Origin of the sequence: Kitasatospora sp. NPDC058063 (assembly GCF_042885395.1) — a bacterium.
Taxonomy (GTDB): Bacteria; Actinomycetota; Actinomycetes; order Streptomycetales; family Streptomycetaceae; genus Kitasatospora; species Kitasatospora lactacystinica.
In genome coordinates this window covers 1-17,901 of sequence record NZ_JBHVSD010000054.1, presented here as the reverse complement: position 1 = coordinate 17,901, position 17,901 = coordinate 1, and the positions used below count along the sequence as shown (strand labels likewise).

At 75.8% G+C, this 17,901-nt stretch carries 16 protein-coding genes and 1 tRNA gene; 8 read left to right on the top strand and 9 right to left on the bottom strand.

Annotation, left to right across the window (positions count from 1 at the left end):
* Window positions 1-42: 42 nt before the first annotated feature.
* Window positions 43-918, bottom strand: a complete 876-nt coding sequence (locus ACFVUY_RS42700; RefSeq protein WP_359913968.1) for a hypothetical protein — start codon at window positions 916-918, stop codon at window positions 43-45.
* A gap of 42 nt (window positions 919-960) precedes the next feature.
* Between ACFVUY_RS42700 and ACFVUY_RS42695 the strand changes: the two genes are divergently transcribed.
* The 4 genes from ACFVUY_RS42695 to ACFVUY_RS42680 all read left to right on the top strand — a co-directional run bounded on the left by ACFVUY_RS42695 (window position 961) and on the right by ACFVUY_RS42680 (window position 3,822).
* Window positions 961-1,551, top strand: coding sequence for a GNAT family N-acetyltransferase (locus tag ACFVUY_RS42695; protein WP_387695717.1), 591 nt, complete (start codon window positions 961-963; stop codon window positions 1,549-1,551).
* Between the two features lie 191 nt (window positions 1,552-1,742).
* Window positions 1,743-2,483: a sensor domain-containing protein gene (locus tag ACFVUY_RS42690; RefSeq protein WP_387695718.1), complete on the top strand. Its 741-nt coding sequence runs from the start codon at window positions 1,743-1,745 to the stop codon at window positions 2,481-2,483.
* 94 nt (window positions 2,484-2,577) lie between these two features.
* Window positions 2,578-3,324, top strand: a complete 747-nt coding sequence (locus ACFVUY_RS42685) for a hypothetical protein (protein WP_387737303.1) — start codon at window positions 2,578-2,580, stop codon at window positions 3,322-3,324.
* A 36-nt stretch (window positions 3,325-3,360) separates the two neighbouring features.
* Window positions 3,361-3,822, top strand: a complete 462-nt coding sequence (locus tag ACFVUY_RS42680) for a GNAT family N-acetyltransferase (RefSeq protein WP_387737302.1) — start codon at window positions 3,361-3,363, stop codon at window positions 3,820-3,822.
* Here ACFVUY_RS42680 and ACFVUY_RS42675 read toward each other — a convergent pair.
* From ACFVUY_RS42675 to ACFVUY_RS42645, 7 genes are all read right to left on the bottom strand, one after another.
* Entirely contained in the window at window positions 3,812-4,981 is a 1,170-nt protein-coding gene (locus ACFVUY_RS42675; RefSeq protein ID WP_387737301.1) for a hypothetical protein, read from the bottom strand. The two genes, ACFVUY_RS42680 and ACFVUY_RS42675, sit on opposite strands and share 11 nt — an antisense overlap.
* Before the next feature lie 463 nt (window positions 4,982-5,444).
* Window positions 5,445-6,233, bottom strand: coding sequence for a hypothetical protein (locus ACFVUY_RS42670; RefSeq protein WP_387695724.1), 789 nt, complete (start codon window positions 6,231-6,233; stop codon window positions 5,445-5,447).
* 192 nt (window positions 6,234-6,425) lie between these two features.
* A tRNA-Met gene (locus ACFVUY_RS42665) sits at window positions 6,426-6,499 on the bottom strand.
* A gap of 50 nt (window positions 6,500-6,549) precedes the next feature.
* Entirely contained in the window at window positions 6,550-7,881 is a 1,332-nt protein-coding gene (locus ACFVUY_RS42660) for a PrsW family intramembrane metalloprotease (protein WP_387737300.1), read from the bottom strand.
* Window positions 7,882-7,996: 115 nt separating this feature from the next.
* A complete protein-coding gene (gene trmB / locus ACFVUY_RS42655) occupies window positions 7,997-8,782 on the bottom strand; it encodes a tRNA (guanosine(46)-N7)-methyltransferase TrmB (protein ID WP_387737304.1) in 786 nt (261 codons plus the stop codon).
* A 304-nt stretch (window positions 8,783-9,086) separates the two neighbouring features.
* Window positions 9,087-10,661, bottom strand: a complete 1,575-nt coding sequence (locus ACFVUY_RS42650; protein WP_387695727.1) for a TROVE domain-containing protein — start codon at window positions 10,659-10,661, stop codon at window positions 9,087-9,089.
* 469 nt (window positions 10,662-11,130) lie between these two features.
* The gene (locus ACFVUY_RS42645; protein WP_359913997.1) at window positions 11,131-12,558 is read right to left on the bottom strand and encodes an MFS transporter; all 1,428 of its coding nucleotides are present in this window, start codon (window positions 12,556-12,558) and stop codon (window positions 11,131-11,133) included.
* 818 nt (window positions 12,559-13,376) lie between these two features.
* Between ACFVUY_RS42645 and ACFVUY_RS42640 the strand changes: the two genes are divergently transcribed.
* The 3 genes from ACFVUY_RS42640 (at window position 13,377) to ACFVUY_RS42630 (ending at window position 16,946) form a co-directional block, all read left to right on the top strand.
* Complete coding sequence (locus ACFVUY_RS42640; RefSeq protein WP_387737299.1) at window positions 13,377-15,512, top strand: asparagine synthase-related protein; 2,136 nt, start codon at window positions 13,377-13,379, stop codon at window positions 15,510-15,512.
* Between the two features lie 109 nt (window positions 15,513-15,621).
* Window positions 15,622-16,143, top strand: coding sequence for a universal stress protein (locus ACFVUY_RS42635; RefSeq protein WP_359914003.1), 522 nt, complete (start codon window positions 15,622-15,624; stop codon window positions 16,141-16,143).
* A 98-nt stretch (window positions 16,144-16,241) separates the two neighbouring features.
* A complete protein-coding gene (locus tag ACFVUY_RS42630; RefSeq protein ID WP_387737298.1) occupies window positions 16,242-16,946 on the top strand; it encodes a DsbA family oxidoreductase in 705 nt (234 codons plus the stop codon).
* A gap of 166 nt (window positions 16,947-17,112) precedes the next feature.
* Here the strand turns inward: ACFVUY_RS42630 and ACFVUY_RS42625 are convergent, their stop codons facing one another.
* A complete protein-coding gene (locus ACFVUY_RS42625; protein ID WP_387737297.1) occupies window positions 17,113-17,676 on the bottom strand; it encodes an NPCBM/NEW2 domain-containing protein in 564 nt (187 codons plus the stop codon).
* A gap of 10 nt (window positions 17,677-17,686) precedes the next feature.
* Here ACFVUY_RS42625 and ACFVUY_RS42620 point away from each other — a divergent pair.
* The coding region (locus tag ACFVUY_RS42620) for a hypothetical protein (RefSeq protein ID WP_387737296.1) at window positions 17,687-17,901 on the top strand (215 nt) is incomplete at its 3' end.

Below are 17,901 nucleotides of genomic sequence, written 5' to 3'. Positions count from 1 at the left end.
GCCCGGAGCAGCGGCTCCGGGCCGGGGCCTTCTCGCGAGGTCTCACTCCTCGGCGGGCAGCTGCGCCAGGTACGCCTCGATCTCCTCCTGGCCCGGCTCCGGCGCCAGCTCCGGGAACTCCGTCACCAGCAGCCGGGGCAGCCCCGGCACCGTCCACCCGCCGAACAGGTCGAGCGCCGCGTCGACCGCCGCCTCCTCGAACTGCCCGAAGTCCCCGGCCAGTTCGTCCGGCATCGGCCGCCCCTGCGCGGTCAGCTCGGCCAGGTTGCGGTAGCTGCGCCGCATCAGGCCCTGCTCCAGCAGCCGCCGGGCGCCGTCGGTGGCCATGCCGACCGACAGCACCCGGCCCGGGCCCCAGCCCTGCTCGTCCGGCTCGTCCAGCCAGCCGGCCGGCACCAGCGCCTCGTACGCGGCCAGCCGGTCCTCCTCCGCGAGCTCCGCGAAGCCGGCCAGCCAGTCCCGCACCGCCGCCCCGTCCGTGACGTCCACCCCGTACGCGTGCAGCAGCACCGCGTACAGCCGGGGCCAGGTCACCAGGTCGGCGCGGCGCAGCAGCCCGGCCGCGACCTCGCCCTGCCACTCGGCCTCCTCGTGCAGCCGCTCCTGGCGCTTGGCGTTCAGCCGCCGGGCCGCCCGCTGGTGGTCGATCAGCAGCCGGACGGCGTCGCCGTAGGCGAGCGGGTCCTCCTCGGGTGCGGGTTGGACGTACAGGTGGAGCCGCTCGTACAGCAGGTGCTCCACCGCGTCGGAGGTCAGTTCGGGCCAGCCGTCGTGCATCCTGCCGTCGCCCAGCTCCAGCAGCGCCAGCACCGCGCGCAGCGGCGCCTCGGCCACCGGCGCGCGGTCCTGCCCGGCCGCCCAGGCGAGCAGGTCGGCGGCCTTGGTGCGGGGGGCGAGCCGCAGGTCTTCGTCGTTCATAGTCCGAACGGTAGCCGCCGGGCGGGGATAGGGTCGGCAGCCATGGTCCCCGTACGACTCACCGGCCCGCGACTGGCCGTCCGCGAGTACCACCTCACCGAGGACGACGTGGACGCGCTGCACGCGCTGTTCGGCGACCCGGAGGTCACCCGCCACCTGCCCTTCGGGCCGAGCGGCCGGGAGGACTGCGCCGACCAGATCGAGCTCTACCTGGAGGAGGCGATGGCCGAGGAGCGGGACACCTACCGGCTCGCCGTCACCAGGCTCGCCGACGCCGAGGAGCCGGCGGACGCGACGCCGATCGGGCAGGCCTCGCTCACCCTGGACGGGCACCGCGCCGCTCAGCTCGGGTGCGTGCTCGCCCGCGGGTCCTGGGGCCGCGGCTACGCGGGCGAGACCGTCGGCCTGCTCTGCGACTTCGCCTTCGGCGCCCTGGACCTGCACCGGCTGGCCGCCCGGGTCGCCGTGGACAACGCCGCCTCCGTGAAGGTGCTCACCGGGCTGGGCTTCCGGCTGGAGGGCCGGCTGCGGCACGACGCGTTCAAGGACGGCGTCTGGTCCGACTCGTTCCTCTACGCGCTGCTCGCCGACGAGTGGCCGGGGGCGGGCACGCGGGGGCGGACGACCGGCTGACCGCCCGGGCCACGGACCACCGCTCGCCCCCCACCGGCTTACCCCGCTCCAGCGGCCGCCCGGCGGAGGGGGGTTAACCCCACCCCGGATGCGCCAGGCCTCCGGATCCCGTCCGGCCGGGCGTGTCCACCAGACTGGAGCCTGTCAGCGGGACGAACGACCGACAGTACGAGGGGCCGGGGGCCGGGAGCATGAGCAGCAGCCGCAGCATGGAGGACCGGGAGTGGGACGTCCTGGGCGGTCACGGTGACGACCCGCGCCCGGCCCGGGTCCGCCGGACCGAGCGGCGGCCGGCCGTGTGGCGGGCGCCGTTCTCGGCGTACTACTACCGCGAGGTCGGTTACGCGCTCAGCGGCCTGCCGGTGGCGATCGTCGGCTTCGTCGTCTCGATCACCCTGTTCTGCCTCGGCGTCGGCACCTTCGTCACCGTCATCGGTCTGCCCGTGCTGGGCGCCCTGACCAGCGTCGCCCGCGGTTTCGGCCGGCTGGAGCGGGCCCGGGTGCGCGGCCTGCTGGCCCTGGACGTCCCCGGCCCGGCGCCGGTGCGCCGGGTCCGCCAGGGCGGCTGGGGCGCGGTCACCGCGCGGCTCGCGGACGGGGCCGGCTGGAAGGCCGTGCTGTACCAGGTGGTGATGTTCCCCTGGGCGGTGCTCAGCTTCGTGGTGACGCTGGTGTTCCTGGTGCTCGGCTGGGCGCTGGCGCTCTACCCCGTGTACCACTGGGTCTTCCCGACGTACACCTCCTGGAAGGGGTACCGGTTGTTCGACTTCCACGACAGCCACGGCATCCGGCACGTGTACGACGTCCAGTCGCCCTGGCAGATCGCCGGGCTCTCGCTCCTCGGCGTGCTGCTGATCCTCCTCACCACGCAGCTGGTCCGCGGCCTGACCAACGTCAACCGGGTCGCTGCCCAGGGCCTGCTCGGCCGCTGACCGGCCGGCCCCGGCCGAGGACCCCGCCCGCGCCCCGCCCGCACCCCGGACGCCTCCGGATGCGGGCGGGGCCGCCGCGTGTTCGGATGACCGGGTGGCCGCCGTCGGCATTCCCGCCGTTCCCCCGGACGTCCTGGTCACCTCCCGGCCGCTGGACGAGTACTGCGCCCTGTTCGGCCTCACCCGGGCCCGGCTCGCCGCCCTGCCCGGCCCGGTCCTGGACTGCCCCGGCGGCGCGGCCGGCCTGGCCGCCGAGGCGCGCGGGCTGGGCTGCCGGGTGATCGCCGTCGATCCGGCGTACGCGCTGCCGCTGCCGGCGGTCGCGGACGCCGCGCTGGCCGCCCGGACGGCGATGGCCGCCGCGATGGCCGCCCGCCCGCAGCTCTACCCCTCGCCCCGCCCGTACCGCGCCGAGCGCTACCTGCGCAGCTGGGACCGCGCCCGCCTGCTGTTCGCCGCCGACTCGGCCGCCCACCCGCAGCAGTACGTGGCCGCCGCACTGCCCCGGCTGCCCTTCGTGGACGGCGCCTTCGCCCTCACCCTGAGCGGCTACCTGCTCTTCGCCTACCCCGAACTCTTCGGCCCTGAAAGCCAGTTGGCGGCGCTGACCGAGCTGGTCCGGGTCACCTCCCCGGACGGTGAGGTCCGGGTCCAGCCGCTGCACGACGGGTACGGCCGGCGCTGCGGCCACCTCGGCCCGCTGCGGTACGCGCTCGGCGAGCGCCGGATCGGCAGCGAGGTCCGCCGCTACCCCGGGCCGGTGGGCGGCCGACCGCGGCGGGTCCTGGTGCTGCGGGCCGCCGACCATCGTTGCCGGGCGCTCCGGCCGCCGGGCATGTAATAGTCACTGTCAGGGGTCACTCCTATACTCGCCCGTATGACCGACACGACGATCCGGCGCGCCGACGAGACCGACGCCGACCGGCTCACCGAACTGATTCAGGCCTCCTCCGCCTACCACGGCGAGTACGCGCCGATGATCGAGGGCTACCGGGTGACGCCCGAGTACCTCGCCCGCCATGAGGTGTTCCTCGCCGCCGACCCGGCCACCGGCCGGCTGCTCGGCTTCTACGGGCTGATCCGCGAACCGGCCGAACTGGACCTGATGTTCGTCGCCGACGAGGCCCAGGGGCTCGGCACCGGCCGCGCGCTGATCGCGCACATGCTGGAACTCGCCCGCGGAGCCGGGATCGCCGCCGTGCGGGTCGTCTCCAACCCGCCCGCCGAGCGCTTCTACCTGCGGGTGGGCGCCGAACGCGTCGGCACCTGCCCCGCGCGCGGGAGGATCACCTGGGACCGTCCCGAACTGCGCTTCACCGTCCTGGAGTTCACCGGCTAGAGGTCCCCTCGGCCAAGGGTCCGCCCTGCCCGCCCTGCTCGCCCGGTCCGCCCGGTCCGCCCGGTCCGCCCGGTCCGTCCGGTCCGCCCGGCTGGGCCGGCACGAGGGCCGGCGCCGGGAGCCGGGAGAGGATCTTTTCCGCCAGCCAACTGCGGTCCGACCCGTACGGAATGCCCCGCGGGTCGACCAGCTGCGTCGCCACCGCGTCCCGCAGTCGCTGCTCCCCGGCGGCGGGCAGCCGGGAGAGCAGCCCCCGGGCGGCCAGCAGCGCGTGGTACTGCTCGAAGCCCGAGCGCGGGCGCTCGATCGCGTCCAGCACGCTCGGCAGGTCCGCCAGCGCCGGATCGCCCTGCATCAGCGCGAGCGCCTGGATCCGCCGCCCCTCGGAGCCGTCCGCGAAGAGGGCCCGCACCTGGTCGGCGGTCAGCGCCGAACGCCGCGCGGTCGAGCGGACCTCCGCCACCACGCCCTCCGGCCCGGCCGGCGCGCCGGAGGAGGGCGGCAGCTGCCCGGCCAGCGCGGCCGGGCGCTCCGCGCTGCCGCCCAGCAGTCCGAGCTGCTGCATCGCGCGGACCCGCAGGTCGTCCGCGCCCACCTTGTCGCCGTGCCGGTCGCGGTCCTGCCCGGCGAGGAAGAGGTCCAGCGCCTGGTCGGTCTCGGTCAGCGCCTGCGGCAGTGCCAGCCGGGTCACCAGCCAGCCGGCCAGGAACCCGAAGACCAGGAAGTACAGCACCAGCGCCGCCGCGAACGGTGCGACGTCCCGGCCGCCGCCGAGCGCGGGCGCCAGCGCCGCGCCGAGGTCGTGCAGCCGCTCGCCGAGCGAGCCGAGCTGGGTCAGCCCGACGCCCAGCAGCACCTTGGTCAGCCAGTCCGAGACCTGCTCCAAATTGGTGTTCGGCGCGTACGAGCCCTGCGGCTCGCCGGCAGCGGCCCCGCCGCGCACCCGGGGCACCCCGAAGAGGAAGCCCAGTGCGCCGCCGAGCACCACCGAGGCCCCGATCACCACCAGCCCGCCGCCGAGCACCTGCCAGGCGTGCTCCCGGCCGAGCGCGAACAGCAGCAGTCCGAGCAGTCCCGTCCCGGCCAGCACCCCGGTGGCGCCCCACTGCGCCGTCCGCAGCGTCGCCCCGCCACCGCCCGGCCGTCGCGCCTTCGCCATCGCCCACCCCCTGTGTCCGCGTCGCTCCGCTCCGGAACGCGCGCCGACTCTAGCGCCGCGGCCCCCGCGCGGAAACGTGGGGCCGGTGCCCCGGACACGGCGCGGGGAGCCTCCGGAATCGTGCCGGAAGCTCCCCGGGAACGCAGACGGCCCGCGGACTGCTCCTCCGCGCCGGCCCGTGCACTGGCCGGGCGCCGAGGCACCGGGGATGTACCGGTGAGACCGCGGGCCGGGTGACTGCTGTGGATTTCGCCTGCCGGAGGCCAGGGGCCTCATCCTGCGCAGGCAGGGGCGGCTCTAGCGAGCAGCCACCTCACGCATCCTGATGGAACTCAACTCAGGATCACCTCCTTTCAGTGTGCTGCCACGATAGGCAGCCCGCCGGACGGAGGGCAACGGGTTATTTCGCGGAGCCCCGCCCGGCCCCGGTGACGGCCGTGCGGAGCGTGCCCGGATCCGCTGCTCAGGCGGTCTTGAGCTGGTCCTGGAGCTTGGTGAAGTCGACCGTGTTGTCGGCCGACGGGGCCTGGATGGTCAGCGGCTTGTCGAAGTCGCTGAAGTCGATCTTGCCGTTGCCGTCCTTGGCACCCGAGTGCTCGACCCGCACCGGGTAGGGCTTGCCCTCGGTGGCGATCTGCATGGTCGTGACCTCGCCCTTGGAGTCGGCGACCTTCAGGCTGAAGGTCTTCACGCCGTTGACGTTGCCCGCGGAGCCCTTCTCCACCTTGTCGTTGCCGCTCTTGTCGGCGGTGATCTTCTTGCTGAACTCGGCGAGGTTGCAGACGCTGATCAGGGAGCCCATCGACGGGTCGCTCTCGAAGCCCGTCAGGTAGCGGCCCTTGAACAGCTCGGCGGCCTTGGCGCCGTTCGGGCCGCCCACGTTGGTCCAGAAGTCCTTGTCCGGCTTGACGTACGAGGTCTTGCCGTCGCTGATGATCTCGAACTTGCCCATGCCGGGCATCGCCATGGTGCCGGTGCACTGGCTCTTGTTGTCCAGCGCCAGGTTCAGCTCCATGCTGCCCTCGCCGGTGTCGACGGTGCCGACCATCTTGAGGGAGCTCGCGGAGGCCAGGGCGTCCTTGGCCTGCTTCGCGATGTCCTGGGCGCTGAGCTTGTCGGTGTCGAGCTTCTGCGCGGCACCCGCCTTGGCGTCGCCGCCCGTCCCGTCGCTCTTGGTGCTGCCGCACGCCGCGGTGCCGGCTGCCAGGACGAGGCATATCGCGGCGGTGCTGACCAGTCGCTTCGACAGCATGTGGTTCTTCCTGTCCGGGTGGCCCGAACAGCCCCCCAATGAGATGAATTTTTCCTCAGTATGGTTCAGGACCCTGACAGGTGATCGTGGGACCGGCCGCTGTTACAGCTTCGTGGCAGGACCGTCCTTCGTCCGCACCCGGGAACGCGAAAGGCCCGGAGGACGAATCCTCCGGGCCTTCCGGCTACTGAGTAGCGGGGACAGGATTTGAACCTGCGACCTCTGGGTTATGAGCCCAGCGAGCTACCGAGCTGCTCCACCCCGCGTCGGTGAACACAACAATACGGGGAAGTCGCCGATATGGGAAATCGGTTCCTCAGGGCGCCCTGGCGACCCGCCGCCGACCGGGTGCCGGGTGCCGCGACGCACGGCACCTCGCCCAGGCCGCGAAGGCGACCAGCGCGGCGAAGCAGGGCACCATCAGCGCCCCGTACACCACCAGGAAGCCGTCCGTGCCGAGGTCGGCGGCGGCGTTCCAGGTGCCGTGCAGCGCCATCGCCAGCAGCAGCCCGGCCGGCACCGCCAGCCGGGCCAGCCAGCGCCGCGCGGTGGTGAGGGCGACGGCCAGGCCGATCCCGGTGAGCGCGGTGAACAGCGGGTGGGCGAAGGGCGAGAGCAGGGCGCGCAGCACGAAGGTCTGCACGGTGCTGTCGAAGTCGCGCAGGCTGGGCGGGTCGCCGAGGCCGATGCTGTCCAGCCGCTGCCGCTGGTCGCTGCTGAAGGCCCGGCCCAGGTAGAGGGCGTTCTCGGTGAACGCGAAGCCGCAGGCGGTCATCCCGCCGAGCACCACCCCGGCGGCCAGGGTGCGCGGCCGGGAACGCCGGTGCGGCGCCCCGGAGGGCGGGGCCGGGCGCAGGTACGGCAGCGGCCGCAGGTACGGGCGCAGGCGCAGTCGGCCGCGGGCGTGCGGCCCGACCGGGTGGCGCGGGTGCGGGCGGGGGTTCCGGGGCGCGGGCGACCGGCGCAGCAGCGGCGCGCAGGGGCGTCCGGTGCGGCGGCCGCGGCAGCGCAGCCGCTGGCCGAGCGGGAGCAGGAGCACCAGCAGGGCGGTGGCCTTGGCGGTCTCCTCGATCACCGGGGTGGCGATCCCGGCGCCGAGCAGTTCCCCGAACGGGCCCCGGTGGCGGGTCAGGTAGCTCGTCGTCCAGTTGTTGGCCAGGATGGCGACGGTGGTGGCCGCGCAGGCGCCCCAGCCGAGGCAGAACACGGTGTGCCGCAGCGGGACCCGGGCGGTGAGGTTGAGCCAGGCCAGGCCACCGAGCACGAACGGCAGCGGCACCACCGCCAGGCCCAGGCCGACCAGCAGTCCGACGGTGCCGGTCTGCCGCTGGACCAGGTGCAGGATCAGCACCCCGCAGCCGATCAGGGTCAGGACGGCGGTCGCGGTGACCGAGGAGAGCGCCACCGAGCGGCTGCGGCCCGGCGGGGCCCCGGGGGCGGTGGTGCCGGCGCGGAGGACGTGGTCGACGGCCGGGAGCGGCCCGGCGGCGGTACCCGGCCGGGGCAGCAGGCGATGCGCCCGGTGCCTCCGGGGCCCCGGAATGGTCCGGGTGTCGCCGGTGCTCGGGACCGTCTCCGGTGCGTCGGCGGCTGCTCGAACCGTCGTGCGACCGCCCGTCCGGAACCCGCCGCCGGACGGGCTGCCCATGCGGCACAGGGTAGGCCACGGCGGCGGCCCGCCGGGAGGAGTCGGGACGAACCGTCCCTCCCGGGCCCGCCCGTCCGGCCGCCGCGCGGCCGCCCGTTCGAACGGTGCCGGAGGGTCAGCGGCGGCGGAACAGCAGGTCGTGGACGACGTGCCCCTTGGCGATCCCGGCCCGTTCGAACTTGGTGACCGGACGCCAGTCCGGCCTCGGGGCGTAGCCCGGAATGCTGCCGTCCGGGTGGTCCCCGGGCTCCAGCCAGCCGGTCCCGTCGCCCTCGGGGTGCAGGTTCTCCAGCTCCGGAGAGGCGGACAGCACGGCCAGCATCTGCTCCGCGTACGGCTCCCAGTCGGTGGCGCAGTGCACCAGCGCGCCGGGGGCGAGCCGGGGCAGCACCAGGTCGAGGAACGAGGGCTGGACCAGCCGGCGCTTGTGGTGCTTCGGCTTGGGCCACGGGTCGGCGAAGTAGACCCGCAGACCGGCCAGCGAGGCGTCCGGGAGCATGTCGCGCAGCAGGATCACCGCGTCGCCGGCGGCGGTCCGGACGTTGTGGGAGCCGTCCCGCTCCAGCAGGCCGAGCAGGTTGCCGTGGCCGGGGGTGTGCACGTCGGCGGCGAGGATGCCCATGGCCGGGTCGGCGGCGGCCATCGCGGCGGTGGTCTCGCCCATGCCGAAGCCGATCTCCAGGGTCACCGGCAGGCCGTCGAACAGCTCCCGCGGGTCCAGCGGGGTGCCGTCGATGGGGATGCCGTACGTCTCCCAGCTCCGGTCCAGGGCGCTCGCCTGGGCGTTGGTCATCCGGCCCCGGCGCGGCTGGAAGCTGCGGATGCGACGCTCGCGGTGCTGGGCCTCGGTGGCCTTGTGCGGGTACATCGGCGCGGGGTAGGCGGCCGGCGCGGCGGACATCCGGGCGGACGGCGAGGGCTGGGGGATCGGGGCGGTGGCAGTCACAATCACCCGAGTCTACGGGGCTGTCGGGGCTCTCCGGCCGGGCCTGTGACCGGGCTCATCCACCGGCCCGGCCGGCGCCCGGCCCACCCGTCGGCGGCCGGGGAACGGGGAAGGAGCCGCACCCCCGTGACGGCTCCTTCCCCTTCCTCCCGGCGTCGGCCCCCCGACCGGCGCCGGCTCCTGCCGCGGCCGTCCCCTCCCCGCCGCGGCCGGGCCCGGTCGGCGCGGGCTCCCCGGCCCGGACCGTCCCGCCGCTCCGCTACTCCTCCCAGGGCCAGCCGGCGTTCGCCCCGGATTCCAGGAGCGGGATCAGCCGGAAGGCCGCGTCGCCCAGGCCACCGAAGGTGTGCCGGTGGGCGCCGCCGGGGCCGTGGCCCGGGGCGTAGCCGGCCAGGTTCCAGGTGTAGACGGGCACGTGGGCCGGGACGGCGGCGAGGGGGTCGCCGCCCCAGCGGCCGGGGCCGGTCTGCTCGTCGGTGACGATCACCACCCGGTCGTGGCCGCGGTAGTGGGTGCGGACGGCGTCGGCGGTGTTGGTGCCGCCGAGATCGGAGAAACGTTCCAGCACACGCAGTACCGCCTCGCCCCGGCCGACGTCGACCACCCGGCTGGTGGTGCCGAACTCGACCAGGTCCGCCTCGGCGGCCCGGACCTTCAGCGCGGTGCCGAAGATCGCCGCCGAGTCCGCCCGGTTGAGCTCGGTCGGCCCGCCGGAGCGGTCGAACATCGAACCGGAGCGGTCCACCAGGATCAGCGTCCGGCCCGGCAGTTCGGGCACGTTGGCCAGCGAGTGACCGAGCGCCGTCTCCAGCGCGTGCCCCCAGCGCAGCGAGGGCACGTTGCGGTGCGCGGCCAGGTAGCGGAACGGGAACTGGCGCGAGCGCCGCACCTCGGCCTTGTCGGAGATCCGCCGGGCCACCTCGGCCGCGACGGCGTCCGAGACCCCGGCCCGGTCGAAGTTGCGCAGGTTCCGGACCAGCGCCATCGGGCCCATCGACGGGATGACCGCCGCCCAGACGTCCGCGTCCAACGGCCCCTGCAGCCAGCCCGCCAGCGCCTCCCAGGTCAGCCCGGCGGCGGCCAGCCGCGCGGCGCCGCCCTCGGCGGTCACCGCCGCCCGGCGCTCCTCGACGGGCAGCGCCAGCAGCTCGCGGTTGGCGGTCAGCGTCCGGTCGGCGGCCGGCGGGACGGCCTCGTCCGGGCGGTGCCTGCGGTCCAGCGCGTACGCGAACAGGGCACCCTGCCACTCCTTCGCCGGGTCCGGCGAGGGGTGGGTCAGCTCGATCACGTCGCCGAAGCGGTAGCCCTTGCCCGCCGTGTCGTACTTGAGCAGCGCGCGGGCGTCGTACAGGTGCCGGACGGCGTCCGCGACCCCGCGCTTGAGCGGCTTGGGCAGCGCCCGGCCGTAACGCGAGGTCCAGTAGGCGAGCAGCTCGCCCGGCTCGTCGGCGCGCCGCAGCACCGCCGCGACGGCCTGCCGGGAGTGTCCGTGAGCGCCCGCGTCCAGCCGGGCGCGGGTGAACTCGGCGGCGCCGACCAGCGCGGCGGTGCGCATGTGGGCGCCGTAGCGCAGCCAGCGCAGCAGCCCGACGGTCCACTCCGGCTCGGCGACGGCGAGTTCGCGCACCAGCGCGGTGTAGCGGTCGTCGCGGTTGCCGCCGCGCTCGTAGAAGGTGTCCTGGCCGACCATGTTGGCGATCGCCAGCAGGAAGAGCTCGGACTTGCGGTCCCGGACGTAGCCCGGGCCGCCGTTGTGGTTGACGGTGCGCTCGCCGGTGGTGGCCACCGGCGAGTTCGGACCGGCCTTGGTCCTGCGGAAGTTGAACCTGGACATGCGGAAGCCCCCCTCGGCGTGCTGGTGTCAGTGGGGAGGGAGGCATGCTGCGGCAGCGGTGCCCGGGGCCGTCATGGCTGACGCGGACCCGGGCACCACGAAGAGCTGCCTCCCGAGATCAAAGGTGGCGGCGGTGTTTCGCGGGCTCGAACCGCAGCGCCCTGGGGGCGCCTCACCAAGAAGTAACCGCTGCCGTCGCACCGGGAGGTGCGGACGAACTGTTCACGTACAGGTGTCCAGAGATCGAAGGCGGCTGAGGTGACATAGCTGCTCTACCGACTGAGCTACACCGGCGAGTACCGGCGGCGGGACTCGAACCCGCGACACGCCCATTAAGAGTGGAAGTAACCCCTGCCTGCGCACCTGGACGAGAGAGACCATAGCGAGGCCCCTCTCGCCACCGCACTCCATTTACCGCCGGACCGCCCTTTACCGCCGGACCGCCTCGCCCGACCGCCGTCCCGTCCGCTCACGCCGGAGCGACGATCACCGCCCGGGCCCGCTCGGTCAGTTCCCGCACCCGGCGTTCCCCCTGGAAGGGCTCCAGCCGCCGCAGCATCTCCACCACGTACTCCCGGCTGCGCTGCGAGGAGATCCGGCCGGCCACCTCGACGGCGCGCTCGCCGGCGGCGACCGCGGCGTCCAGGTCGCCCGCCTCCGCCTCGGCCATCGCCGAGACCACCAGCCGCAGGCCGTGCGAGCGGACGAAGCCCTCGGTGGGCGTGGCCAGCGCCTCGCGGGTGAACTGCCGGACCTTGGAGGGCACTCCGAGGTCACGGAAGCACTCGGCGGCGTCGGCGGCGAGCCGGTCGTAGGCGTAGAAGTCCATCCACGCCGGATCGGGATCCCCGGCGCGCGCCCGTTCGAGCGCGCTCTCCGCCGCGCCGAGCGCCGTCGCACACGCCGCCGCGTTGCGGGCCTTGGCCTGGGCCCGGGCCTCCACCAGGTGGAAGAAGCTCATGGTGCGGGCGGTGGCCAGGCCCCGGTTGCGCTCCAGCGCGGCCTGGGCGAGGTCGACGGCCTCCTCGGCGAAGCCCCGGTAGCCCGCCTGGAGGCTCATCGAGGCCAGCACGTAGCCGCCGAGCGGGACGTCGGCGGCGGCCCGGGCGAGCCGCAGCGCCTGGATGTAGTAGCGCTGGGCGGCCTCGTGCTGCCCGGTGTCGAAGGCCATCCAGCCGGCCAGCCTGGTCAGTTCGGCGGTCGCGCCGAACAGCGCCCGGCCGACCGCGTCGCTGTACGAGGCGAGCAGCAGCGGCGCCGCCTCCACCCGCAGGCACTCCGGCACCATCGACGAACGCCAGTCGCCACCGCCGTACTTGGAGTCCCAGCGGCGGGCCTCCTGGGCGGCCTCGCGGAGCTTGGCGGCGTCCGAGTGGCCGACCCGGTAGGAGGAGGTGTCGGTGGGGGAGCGCGGCACCTCGCGGGCCACCGAGCCGTCCGCGGGGGTGATCAGCCAGCGGGAGACGGGGGTCGCGTAGGCGGCGACCGAGAAGGTGCCGGCCAGGCTGTCGCTCCAGCGGCCGCCGCCGGGGCCCCGGCGCAGGTCGAGGTCGACCCGCCACAGGTCGGTCGCCGAGCGGACCGCGTCGGCGACCTCGCGGGGGAAGGCCAGGCCGAGTTCGGGCGCCGGGTCGGTGTCGCCCAGGCCGATCTCCTCCAGCGGGACGGGCCGGCCGAGCTTGCCGCCGATCGCGGTGGCGATCAGGTGCGGGACGGGCCCCTGCGGCACCATGCCCTTGCTGACCCAGCGGGCCACCGAGGTCTTGTCGTACCGCAGGGTCAGCCCGCGTTGGGCGCCGAGGTCGTTGACCCGGCGGGCCAGTCCGGCGTTGCTGATCTGGGCGAGGGTCAGGAGCGTGCCGAGCCGTTCGTTCGGTCCACGTGGGCTGACGGTCATGGTGGCGGCTGCACCTCCTGCGGCCTTGTGCGCGGGGCCCGGGCGGCACCGGGCCGTAGCTGCTGTACCTAGCGTAGTCGGACGCGTTCCGACGGTTAAGAGGTCGCATTCCGGATGGCGGGATCGCGCACTCGGCCGTGCCGCACCGGAGTTGGTCCGGACCGCTCGGATCCGGCCGACCGTGCCGCGCGCCGGAGCGTCGTGCTCCGGTCCCGTGTACACGTGCGCCCGGCCGTGCCCCCTGGCCCGACCGGCTGGTCGGCGATTCGCTGGTGGTCGTGGGTCGGCCTGCCGTCGAGGACCCGGCGGGCCGGGGGACGCCGCCGCCTCAATCCCCGCGGGTGGTGGTGAAGTCCGGGAGGGCATGCGGATACCCTCCCGGGCCGGGCGACGCCTTTCGGCCATCTCGCGATGCCCATGCCAAGGCGTTTCGCCGGCGGTCCGGGCCGGGGAGGGGGAGGCCCGGCCCGCCCGCTCCCCGGAGCACCGGGCGGATCGAACTCCCTTCCGGCGGACGGAACTTGCCCACGCGCAGTGATCGCGCACCGGACGGAGCTCCGGCCGGGAGCGGGCCCGCGCGCGCATCGGTGCCCGCCCGCACGGCCCCGCGGCCCGTCGAACGGCCGGTCCGAACGGAGGCGGAACCCCGGAACACCGGCCACGGCGACGCCCGGCGGTGGCACGATGTCTCCTGACGGCGCGTCCGAGCTGCGGGGACCCGCCGGGACGCGCCCGGGCCGCCACGGCAGCACCACCCGGCCGCCCGGCGGGCGGCGAACGCGCCGCACGGATGCAGGTCCTCGTCCGGTGGAGGCGCGATGCGGTGGCTGACGGGCTGGTGCACGGGTACGCCGAGCGCGGGCTTCCCGGCGCACGAAGTGCGCGGCGGGGTCGAGCCGATCGCCGCCCGCCCGCTGTGGTCCGGGCCCGACCCGCTCTGGGCCGTGGGCGACTGGCGCCCCGCGGAGATCCGCCTGGTCACCCACCGCCCCGGCGCCCCCGCCGTGGTCAGCACCGGCCCGACCGAGCCCGACCGGACCGAGGACACCCCCGCCACCACCCGGCTCGCCGTCCTCGGCCACTGCGGAGCCACCGACGCCGAGCTCGCCGCCGGCCTCGCCGCCGCCCGCGGCGGCGCCGTCCGCCACCTCACCGCCTGGCCCGGCAGCTACACCGTCGTGCTGCGCTCCGGCCCCCGCTCCACCCTGCTGCTCACCGACCTCGCCGGCGCCCGGCCCGTCTTCCACACCCCGTGGGCCGGCGGCACCGCGTACGCCACCGCCGCCCTGCCGCTCGCCGACCTGGTCGGCGCCCCGCTGGACACCGGCCACCTCGCCGCCCGGCTCGCCTGCCCGGAGTCCCCCGAGGCGCTCGGCGCCGGCACCCCGTACCTGGGCGTCCAGCGGGTGCCGCCCGGCCACGTGCTCGGCATCCGCGGCGGCCGCCCGTACCTGTCCGGCTACGACGACCCGGCCGGCGCCGAGCAGCCGCGCGACGAGGCGCCCGCCGTCCGCGAACTCACCCGCGCCCTGCTGGAGTCCGTCCGCTCCCGGGTCCGCACCACCACGCCGGTCCCCGACCCGGTCGGACGGGCCCGGCTCGGCGTCGACCTCTCGTACGGGACGGCCTCCGCGACCGTCGCCCTGCTCGCCGCCGCCGTCCCGCTGCCGGCGGTGCCCGCGGCCACTGCGGCGGCCCGGGCGGCCACCGCCGGGGCCAGGAGCGGCGCGGTCAAGGGCTCCTGGGCCCGCGCCGCCGCCCGGGAGGCCGCCGCCCCCGAGCGGTTGGCCGCCGTCACGCTCGGCGAGACCGGGCCCCCGGCCGGCCTCGCGCTCGCCCCCGACACCCCACGGCTGCGGCACACCGTGCTCGACCCCGGACCGGACACCCTCCCGTACGCCGGGCCGGGAGCCGACCCCCGGGCGGGCCGGCTCACCGACGAGCCCGGGCCCGAACTCGTCGCCGCCGCCCGGGCCGAGGCCCGCTTCGACGCCGGCGGCACCGACCACCTCACCGGCTACGGCGCCCGCCAGGTCCTGGACGGACACCCGGCCCGGCTCGCCGACCTCGTCCGAGCCGGGCGGCCGCGCGAACTCCTGCCCCCGGTCGTCGCCCTGGCCGGCGTCGACCGGGCGGCCGCGGGCGTCCTCACCGGCACGCTGCGCACCCCGCTCACCGTGCTCCGGGCCGCGCACCGGCTCTCCCGGGTCCGCTACGCCGAGGCGCTGGACGAGGTGGCCGCCAAGCTGACCGCCCGCCACGTCCCGGACGGCGGCGGCACGGCGGGGGCCCGTTCGGCCGTCGACCTCGCCTGGTGCGTGCCCGGCCCGGCCGCCCGCTGGCTCTCCGACGAGGCGCTCTCCTCGGTGGCGCTGCGGCTCCGCCTGGCGGCGCGCAAACCGGCGCCCGAGGAGCACCCCGGCGCGTACCGGGCCCGACACGCCCTCTACCGGCAGGCGCGCGGGTTCCGCACGCTCGTGCACGCCGCCGAACAGCCCGGCCAGCGGCTGCACGCCCCCTTCCTCGACAACCAGGTGGTGCGCGCCGCCCGGCTGCTGCCCGACGACGTCCGCCTCCAGCCCGGCGCCCGGCACGCCCTCCTGCACGCCGTCCTCACCGGCGCCGGCCGCACCGACCTGCCCCCCGACTGGGGCCGCGGCCCCCGCCCCGACCGCACCGCCCCCGCCCGCGCGGGCCTGCGCCTCGCCGCCGACGGCCTCGCCGAACTCTTCGACGCCCCGCTGCTCGCCGAAGCCGGCCTCATCGACCTCCCCGCCGTTCACGCCCGCCTCGCCCGCTCGGCCGACCCCGCCACCCCCCTCTCCCCCGCGGACCTCGCCGGCCTCGCCGACCTCGTCTCCACCGAGCTCTGGCTCCGCCGGGTCCGCGCCCGCCGCCACGGCGCCTGCTGGACCGGCCTGCCCAGCCCCCGGCGGCCCGCCCTCACCTCCTGAGCCTGTGGAGCCCGCCCCCGCACCCCGCCCTGCGGCGCGGTTGCCGGGGCCGGGTCGGGGCGGCGGTGATGATGGCGGGGGTGTGGATCCGGGGCGAGGAGGGTGCGCGGTGGCCGGTGGGAGCGCGGGGCGGGAGGTGCCCGTCGTGCTGTCGGTGCTCGGCCGGCCGCCGACGGGGCGGCCGCCGGGGGTGCTGGCGGCGTGCGACGGCTCGGACGGGTCGCTGTGGGCGCTCGACCGGGCGATGACGGAGGCCGAGCTGTTCGGGCTGCCGCTGTACGTGCTCGCGGTGGTCAACCCGGCACCGGCCGGCTACCCGCCGGGGATGGCGGAGCTGGTGCAGGAGAGCGTGGAGACGCTGGTCGAGAGCATGGCGGACGGGCTGCGCCGCTCGGTGGCCGCCGTGCAGCGCCAGCGCCCCGCGCCGTACGCGGGGGAGCTGTCGCTGCACGTGGTGCTGGGCAGCGTGATCGAGGTGCTGCTGGAGGCCGCGACCCGACAGCACACGCTGGTGATCGGGACCCGGGGCAACGGCGGCTTCGCCCGGCTGCTGATGGGCTCGGTGAGTTCGGCGGTGGTGCACCACGCGGCCTGCCCGGTGCTGGTGGTCCCGGCGCCGCCCGCGGTGTGATCCGCTGCACGGACCGGGCCGCCGGGAATGCACCGAGATGGTTCATCGTTCACCCATCTTGTACACATTCGCCAAGACGCCCCCTGGAGCCCCCCGCAATGAAGGTCGAGATCTGGAGCGACATCGCCTGTCCCTGGTGCTACATCGGCAAGCGCCGTTTCGAGCAGGCCCTGGCGGACTTCCCGGGCAAGGAGCAGGTCGAGGTCGTCTACCGCCCGTACCAGCTGGTCCCGGACGCTCCCGCGACCGCGAGCCCGCACCGCGCCTGGCTGGCCGAGCGCTACGGCCCGCAGTCGGTGGCGATGGACGCGCGGGTGGCCGAGCTGGGCCTCGCCGAGGGCATCACGTACGACTTCGACGCCGCGCTGCACGCCAACACCCTCCTGGGCCACCGGCTGCTGCACCTCGCCGAGGTCGAGTACGGCCCGGCCGTCCAGGGGCGGCTGAAGGAGGCGCTGCTGAAGGCGCACTTCACCGACGGCGTCGACGTCGGTGACCGCGCCGCGCTGGCCGACGTCGCCGTGGCGGCCGGCCTGGACCGGGACCGGGTGACCGCCTACCTGGCGGGCGACGAGGGCGTCGCCGAGGTTGACGCCCAGCTGGCCGAGGGCCGCGAGCTGGGCATCAACGCCGTGCCGACCTTCGTCTTCGAGGGCAAGTGGGCCGTCCAGGGCGGCCAGGACGCCGAGACCTTCCGCAAGGTGCTGGACCAGGTCGCCGCCGAGATCGGCGAGCGCCGTCCCGCCCCGGTGCAGGTCGCCCCGGCCGGGGAGGCCTGCGCGGACGGCTCCTGCGCCATCTGACGCCCGGCCGTCCGGCGCCGACCGGGCGCACGGCACCGCGGACCCGAGGCCCGCTCCAGGACTCCTGGAGCGGGCCTTCGTCATGACCGGCCGGAGACCCGACCGGAGGAGCACCCGGAGGCCCGGCCGGAGGACCACCCGGAGGCCCGACCGGAGCGGGCGCCGGTCACGAGCACCGGAAGCGGGCCTGGGCCCAGTCCGCGACGTTCAGCGCCGACCAGATCCCGCTCACCGGCGTGACCACCAGCTTGACCGACTTCTGCCCGGCCAGCGGCACGTGCACCGGCACCGCGTCGTCACCGACGGCCAGCGCGCGGGAGCTCCACAGGGTGCTGCCGTCGCCGCCCTGGACCGAGAAGACGACCCTGCCCGGCGAGAGCGTGGCGTCGTCCACCCCGGCCACCGCGTCGAAGGACGCGCAGCTGCGGTTGAGGTCGATCACGGTGGTCGCCGGAGCGTGCACGGTGATCGCGTGCGGGTGGTAGTCGCCGCCGATCCAGCCGCCGTCACGCTGCCAGAAGTTGTCGCTGCCCTTCTGCCGGATGCTCGGCTCGGGCGGCGGCACCCGGTTGTTGCCGGGCTTGAGCACCGGCAGCGAGTTGCCCCAGAAGTCACTGAGGATCGGCGGCACCGGCGTGGTGACGGTCGGGGTCGGCACCGGCGGCAGGGTGGGCGTCGGCACCACCGGGACGTCGGGCGTGGGCAGCGGCGGCAGGGTCGGCACGGGCACGACCGGGGGAGTGAAGGTCGGCTTCGGCGCCTTCGAGCTGCTGGGCGCGGGCGTGACCGGCTCCGGCGCCCCGGTGGTGGCGGGCTGCGGAGTCCGGGAGGCGGCGGCCGGCTGGGCCGCGGGGCTCGCCGCGGGCGCCTCCGGGGCCGGATCGGCGGCGCCGGGCGCCGGAGCCGGAGCCGGCGCCGGGGCCGCGGTGGGCGCGGCCGGGGGCGGTGCCGCAGC